Genomic DNA, 6402 nt, shown 5'->3' with positions numbered 1-6402 from the left:
GCTCCCCGTTTGGCTGGCGCACTACAACGACCTTCATCCTCATCGCGCGCTCGGCTACCGCTCGCCGCGCGAGTTCATCACCCGATCAACCCAGGAGACCCTGTCCGGTTTTTAGGGGGCAACAACAGTCAACCACGCGAGTGCCGACTGGATCAAGTCCTTGGTCAACGAACTGGGCGTGGGGTTCGTTCTGAGCGGCACCGAGCGCGTCGTGCGCATCTTCGTCGTGAACGACCAGCTCCCCGGGCGGATGGCGGACCCGACCTTCGAGGTCGCGCCGTGGCGGCTCGACGACCCGACGGATTTCGAGAGTGCGAGGCTCTACTACGCGAACTGGGACATGCAGCTGTTGGAAGTCGGAGGATTTACGGAGGTTTCCGGTCTCTCCGATGACGATCTTGTCGCCCGCCTGATCCTCGCCAGCCAGGGCTGGCCCGGGCTCGGGGCCAAGCTCGTTCATTTCGCGAGCAAGGTCGCCATCGAGGCCGGCTCGCCCGCCCTGCGGCTCGATCAGTTCCACGCGGTGTTCGAGCGTCTGAAGCTGTTCATGCGCCGGGCAGGGCGAAACCCATTCGCTCCCGGGAAGTTGCCGGCCGCCCGCGAGATCTGGATGGACGACGAGACCTTCTCCGCGATGCTGGACCGTCTCGATGAGGAGCGCCGCAGAAAGCTGAGGGACGCCCGTAGCGCAACGCTTGCGGTGGGAGCGGTCGCGTGATCCTCCCGGGCACCGATTGGGACTGCGACGAGGAAGGCGCCGTCCCGGCAGCCGAGGTCGCCGCGCCGGCCTTTCCCATGGCCGTGATCCCGCACGAAGACGAGAGCCTTCTCAGCGTGGTGGCTCGCGCGGGCGCCGCTAACGGGCGCGACCGTCTCGTCCAGGTCTGCTCGCTCGCCGGGACCGCGATCCCGTACGCCACCTACCTGCCCTTCGCCACGTTCCAGACGACGGCGCTCGCATCCCTCCTCGGGATTGGCGTCGGCGAGGTCGAACGCCGGCTGTATCGGCTTTGCTACGATCCGCAGCGCGTCATGCAAGCGGGAGTGCTCCACGGCGTCGAGGTGCGACGCAAGCATCTCTCGACACAGGTCCGGCGTGTCTCGCCGGCTTCCCTGAGGAACACGCTCCATCACCGGGCCATGTGGGACCTGAAGCCCATACCCTGCTGCCTATCGGGTCGGGACGTGCTGATGAACCGCTGCCCAGGTTGCGGGCATGCGATCACCTGGAAGTCGACCGCCTTGCACCTGTGCGGCCATGCCGAGTGCAGGGCGGACCTCAGGGACGCCAGTACCGAGACCGTGGACGCCGACACGCTCCGCAGCGTTCGCGTGATCGCGGATCTTTACTCGCATGACGCCGCCGAGCGTATGGATGCCCGGAACCGCCTACCGGCGGACCTGCGGTCGCTCCCTGCGTCCGACCTGATGGACCTCGCGATCTTCTTCGGCGTTAGCGCGGGCGACCCGGCCGGCAGCACCGTAGCTGCGAGGCGGAGTTCGCTCGCGTCCGGGAACTACGGCAACTGGACGACGGCCGACTTGGCGGCGGGCGCGGACTTGATCGCCGACTGGCCCCGAAGCTTCGCGCGACTGGCTGACCTCGCCCTCGACGCGTCGGGAAAGCGCCCCGGTCGGTTCGGTTTACGGAAATTCTTCGGGCCGCTCGTCGAGGTCATCGATCCGAACCGCTTCCCGGACGCCACCGTACGAGCAGCCGAGCGGGCCCTATCCGACGTGATCGCGACACGGTCCGGCGTCGTGCTGCGCCCGGACGAGAACAAGCGTTTCCGACCCGGGCATACCGGGATCACGCTCAGCGCGGCGGCCGAGGAGCACGGCATCGGCATCGAGCATCTCGCGCGGATGGTGCGCCGACCGGGCTTCATTCTCGCCGGCTCCGGCGGGAAGGGCATGCCGGTGGTGCTCGATGCCGCCAAGGTCGAGGCGGCGGTGGCTTCGTATCGCGACATGATCGAGCCCGAGGTCGTGCGGACCCGCTATGGCTTGGACGCGGCCACGGTGGAGCGCCTGGTCTCGGCCGGGCAGTTGATCCGCGCCGACGGACCCGAGCGTGACCTCAGGCTGAAACAGGTCGACTATCTCCGCCGGTCCAGCGTCGAAGCACTGGTGGGACGGCTCGAAGCCAAATCGCGCGAGATGGCCGAGTGCGGTACCACACTGGCCATGGCTCTGCTGCCTGCCAACGAAAGGCCCGAGGCGCGCGCCGAAGTTCTCCTTGCCATCTTGGACGGTAGGCTCACGCTCCTCCGGGTCGAACGAAGTCGGAAGCGATTCGGCTACCGACTTATCGTCGACCGATCCGAGGTGCACGCCCTCGTGCTCGATGGAACCGGACGGCGGCAGGAGACCGTCACGCTTCAACTCGCCGCCGAGCTGCTCGGGTTGAACTGGGAGGTGACGAGGGAGCTCTGCCAGCGGACGGGCATCCCACTCGTCCGTGTCGGCAGCTCCAACAGGCTGGCGATGCGCGATGTCACCCGGCTCAAGTCGACCTACGTGTCGGGCGGGGAGGTCGCTCATCGGATCGGGACCATCGCCAGGCATCTCCATCGCCACCTCCAGCCACTCGGCATCGAGCCCGCGTTGGTGCTGCGCACACGGGGGCAGAGGCTTTACGACCGCGCGGTCGTCGAAGCCGAGGCGGCTCACCTGTTGCGATCCGGCAGCCGACGCAAGAAGATGGGCGTTCGCGCTGAAAATGCTTCGCCGGATAGCTCAAACGGTCGGTGACGATGCTGCTCGACACGTAGGCCAACGGAGTGAAAGGCGCGCTCCGTTAGACCGGGAGGTCGGAAGCGCCGCCTACATATAAAGCTTCCATGCTGACCGCCACGACAAGACGGCGCCGAAGTGCCCTGCTAGGATCGGCCCGTGACCGATTCGCGCGTGTTGAAGAAAGGCTCGGCTTTTACGCAGCGAGGGATGGCAGGGACTCGGCATTTGCGCAGCACGGACTCGGCAAGATGTGATGCCTGCGCCTGTATCTCCCTCCGCTGGCGCACGTTGCCGGACTCGGCTTTTCTGCAAGCGCACACGCGCCTGACACGCAATGCCCCGCAAGCGCCCGGCCCGCATCGGCAAGGCGCTTCCTCTCGGCAGCCCGAGGCATATCGTCCGAAGATCGAGATCGTCTGGATCGAGTTGCCGGGAAATCATGTGCTGAGGACCGTGCGGCTTACCGCCCACGGTCTCAGTCGCACTTCGCATCAGGCCCGGCGGCCATAACGTCTCGTGGTCCTGCCACAGCCCCGCCCAGGTCGATCACGGCCTCTGGGCGGTCCCGATCGCGCCGCGCCGGCCTCGAGGGGCGGCGCTCACCGCTGTCGACCGTCGTCGCGGCGCCGGACGGCCGCGACGGCGCGCGTCAGCCCTTCACCAGCTTGCACGTGCTCTCGGAGAGCGGCTGGAAGGCTTGGTCGCCCGGGATCGTCTTCAGGATCTTGTAGAAGTCCCACGGGCCCGTCGACTCCGCCGGGGACTTCACCTGGGCGAGGTACATGTCGTGCACCATCCGACCGTCCGGGCGCAGCGTGGCGTTGCGGGCGAAGAAGTCCTGGATCGGCAGCTCGCGCATCTTGGCCATCACCGTCAGGCCGCCGTCGGTGCCGGCGGCTTCGGCCGCCTTCAGGAAGTGGAGCACCGCAGAGTAGTCGCCGGCCTGCACCATGGTCGGCATCCGGCCGCCCATCCGCTCGCCGAAACGCCGGGCGAAGGCGCGCGTCTGCTCGTCCAAGTCCCAGTAGAAGCCCGTCGTCAGGATCATGCCCTGCGCCGCCGGCAATCCGACGGCGTAGACGTCCGTCAGGAAGATGTTGAGGCCGCCGAGCCTCTGCCCGCCCTGGAGGATCCCGAACTCGCTCGCCTGCTTGATGGTGTTGATCGTGTCGGCCCCCGCGTTGGCCATGCCGATGATCTTCGCGCCGGAGGCCTGTGCCTGCAGCAGGTAGGACGAGAAATCGGGATTCGGGAACGGGTGCTTCACCGAGCCGAGAACCGTGCCGCCCTTGGCCTTCACGACGCGGGCGACCTGCGCCTCCAGATCGTGCCCGAAGGTGTAGTCGGCCGTGATGAAGAACCACGTGTTCTTGGGATCGTCGGCCAGCGCCGAAGCGGTGCCGGCCGCGAGCGCGTGGGTGTCCCAGGACCAGTGGGCGCCGGTCGGCGAGCACGCGGCGTTGGTCAGCGCCATGGAGCCGGCGCCGGAGTTGATGTCGATCTTTCCCTTGCTGCGCGCGACCTCGCGCACGGCCAGCCCGGCAACCGAGGAGTTGGCGTCGAAGATCGCGTCGACGCCCTCGGTATCGAACCACCGGCGCGCGATCGACGAGGCGATGTCCGCCTTGTTCTGGTGATCGGCGAAGATCAGCTCGACCTTCCGACCATTGATCGGACGTCCGAAATCTTCCACCGCGAGCTGCGCGGCCGTCACGGAGCCCCGCCCGGCCAGGTCCGAGTAGCCGCCGGACATATCGGTCAGGATGCCGATCTTGATGCCGCCATCCGCGTATTGCGCGGAGGCAGGCAGGGCGGTCAGGGCAGCGGCACCGAATGCGGCGGCCGCCACCCAGCTGCGACGGATCATTGTATCCTCCCAATTCTCTGGTTCTTGTGCGGTCACCCCGAACCGGAGCGCCGCCGTCACTTCGAAAGTTCGCGTTCCGGGCCTCAGAGATAGCTGCGGCCGTCGAGGTAGGCCTTGCGCCAGCGTCTGATCTCGACGCGCTCGAACAGGCCGACCGTGTGGAACGGATCCGCCTGGATGAGCGCCTCGGCCTCCGCGCGGGTCTCGACGTCGACGACGTACAGGCCGCCGCCGGCGTCGCTCCCGTCGTCGTTCAGCTTCGCACCGCAGGCCAGGAGCCGGTCCTTGATCCGGTCGAGGTAGACGAGATGCTCCGCCCGGTTGGCTCTGCGAACGTCCAGGCTGCCGGCCTTGTCGAAGGTCTCGATGATGAAGGGCATGGCGATGGTCCCGTCAGTTGGCCGCGATGGCGGAGGGATGCTGTGCCAGCGGCGTCACGCTGATGGCCATGAACGGGTAGAGCGGCAGCGAACTCAGGACTCGGTGGAGCTCGTCGTTCCCGGCCACGTCGAAGACACTGTAGTTCGCGTACTGACCGGCGATGCGCCACAGGTGCCGCCACGTCCCGTCATGCTGGAGCTTCTGGGCGTAGGCCTTCTCCTCGGCCTTGAGGCGATCCGCCTCCGCCTTCGGCAGGGACGCCGGAAGGTTGACCTGCATGTGGACCATGTAGAGCATGACGTCGATCCTTTGCCGCCGGTCTCGCCGAACGCGCCCGGACTGCGATCTGCTGCGCCGGACGGTGCCGCCCGGCTCCGAGACCCGGCCGTGACCGCCGCGGTACGGCCGCGCTCGGCGCTGTCCTGCCGTACGCGCCGCGGCGCCCGATGGCCAGACCGATCCGGAAACGGCCCGGGTCAGGACCAGGGGCCCCCCGGCGATCCGAATCGCGGCGTCCGCCCCGCGATGGCCGGTGACGCCGCTCCGGGATCGCCACCGGATCGGCGCGGGCGGCGGATGTGATCGATCGTCCGGCGGTCGCGTCGGCCGTCATCGACCCTGTCCGCGATACGGCGTGGCACGCTCGCCAGCCGGCTCGATCGGCGAGGAAATCATCGAGGCGGTGCAAACCTGAGCGGCCGCCGCCTTCGGACACCGCCTCGCGCCCGTGTCTGGACGGCCAGCTCGGGGGCGCCCCCGGCCCGGGAGGTCGACGCGCGACCCGAGCCTACTCAGGCTTGCCCCTCGCTGAGGGGCCTCCGCGGTCAGAACGAGGTGCAGTCCGGACGAACCGGCTTCGCGGCAACTGTCGAGCGCGATGCGGAAGCCCCAGCCGCCTCGAGCGTGCTCACCGCGGCCTCCGGCCGTCGTCGCCGCGATCCGGCTCGGTCCCGGCTGCGCGGCGCAACCTCAGAAGCGTACTGACGCCGCGATGCGGGCGGCGCACCCGGATCATGCGATCGGGACAGCCGATCAGGTGATGCCGCGCGGACCGGACCGGCGGCGCGGCATCGCGGTCGTCGGACGGGACGGATCTGCCAGAGGCCCGAACTCTACAGCTCGCTCAGGAGGTATGATTGGCCTTGCGCCTCGCATATCTGTCAGTACTTGCCAATTTATTGAATAACGATGCTCATTTCCGCGTTATTATCGGGCATGACTCGAATGGCACGGCCGCGGATTTCTATTTCATGATCGGCGAAAGCCGTTGAAACGTTCATGCAGGGTGCTAGGGTGTGAACCGAACCAAGCCGTTGCGGGGTCTGTCGTTTTGTGATTCCAGGCGGCCGTTCTGCGGCCTGGAGGCGGTGATGGCGGACCTGTTCTGGCTCTCGGATGAGCAATGGGCGGTGATC

At 67.5% G+C, this 6402-nt stretch carries 5 protein-coding genes; 2 read left to right on the top strand and 3 right to left on the bottom strand.

The features are described 5' to 3' along the window. The first annotated feature begins 160 nt into the window (after positions 1-160). Together ACLBXO_RS31315 and ACLBXO_RS31310 are read left to right on the top strand one after the other, a co-directional pair. A complete protein-coding gene (locus ACLBXO_RS31315) occupies positions 161-718 on the top strand; it encodes a hypothetical protein (RefSeq protein ID WP_447687858.1) in 558 nt (185 codons plus the stop codon). Further along, positions 715-2754, top strand: a complete 2040-nt coding sequence (locus tag ACLBXO_RS31310; RefSeq protein WP_447687857.1) for a hypothetical protein — start codon at positions 715-717, stop codon at positions 2752-2754. Before ACLBXO_RS31315 ends, ACLBXO_RS31310 begins: the two co-directional genes overlap by 4 nt. Positions 2755-3388: 634 nt before the next feature. Here ACLBXO_RS31310 and ACLBXO_RS31305 read toward each other — a convergent pair. The 3 genes from ACLBXO_RS31305 to catC form a co-directional block, all read right to left on the bottom strand. After that, positions 3389-4606, bottom strand: coding sequence for an ABC transporter substrate-binding protein (locus tag ACLBXO_RS31305; RefSeq protein WP_447687856.1), 1218 nt, complete (start codon positions 4604-4606; stop codon positions 3389-3391). Between the two features lie 83 nt (positions 4607-4689). Further along, a complete protein-coding gene (locus tag ACLBXO_RS31300; protein WP_331312331.1) occupies positions 4690-4986 on the bottom strand; it encodes a YciI family protein in 297 nt (98 codons plus the stop codon). Between the two features lie 13 nt (positions 4987-4999). Beyond that, entirely contained in the window at positions 5000-5284 is a 285-nt protein-coding gene (gene catC / locus ACLBXO_RS31295) for a muconolactone Delta-isomerase (RefSeq protein ID WP_331312330.1), read from the bottom strand. Positions 5285-6402: the final 1118 nt, after the last annotated feature.

The sequence above is a fragment of the Methylobacterium sp. C33D genome (genome assembly GCF_053345825.1).
The sequence above is the reverse complement of the archived record's forward strand: the minus strand, read 5'-3'. Positions and strand labels throughout refer to the sequence as shown.

Excerpts from the sequence above, each read along its gene's own strand:
- ACLBXO_RS31305 (WP_447687856.1), bottom strand. The coding sequence starts at position 4,606 with ATGATCCGTCGCAGCTGGGTGGCGGCCGCCGCATTCGGTGCCGCTGCC.
- ACLBXO_RS31300 (WP_331312331.1), bottom strand. The coding sequence starts at position 4,986 with ATGCCCTTCATCATCGAGACCTTCGACAAGGCCGGCAGCCTGGACGTT.
- catC (WP_331312330.1), bottom strand. The coding sequence starts at position 5,284 with ATGCTCTACATGGTCCACATGCAGGTCAACCTTCCGGCGTCCCTGCCG.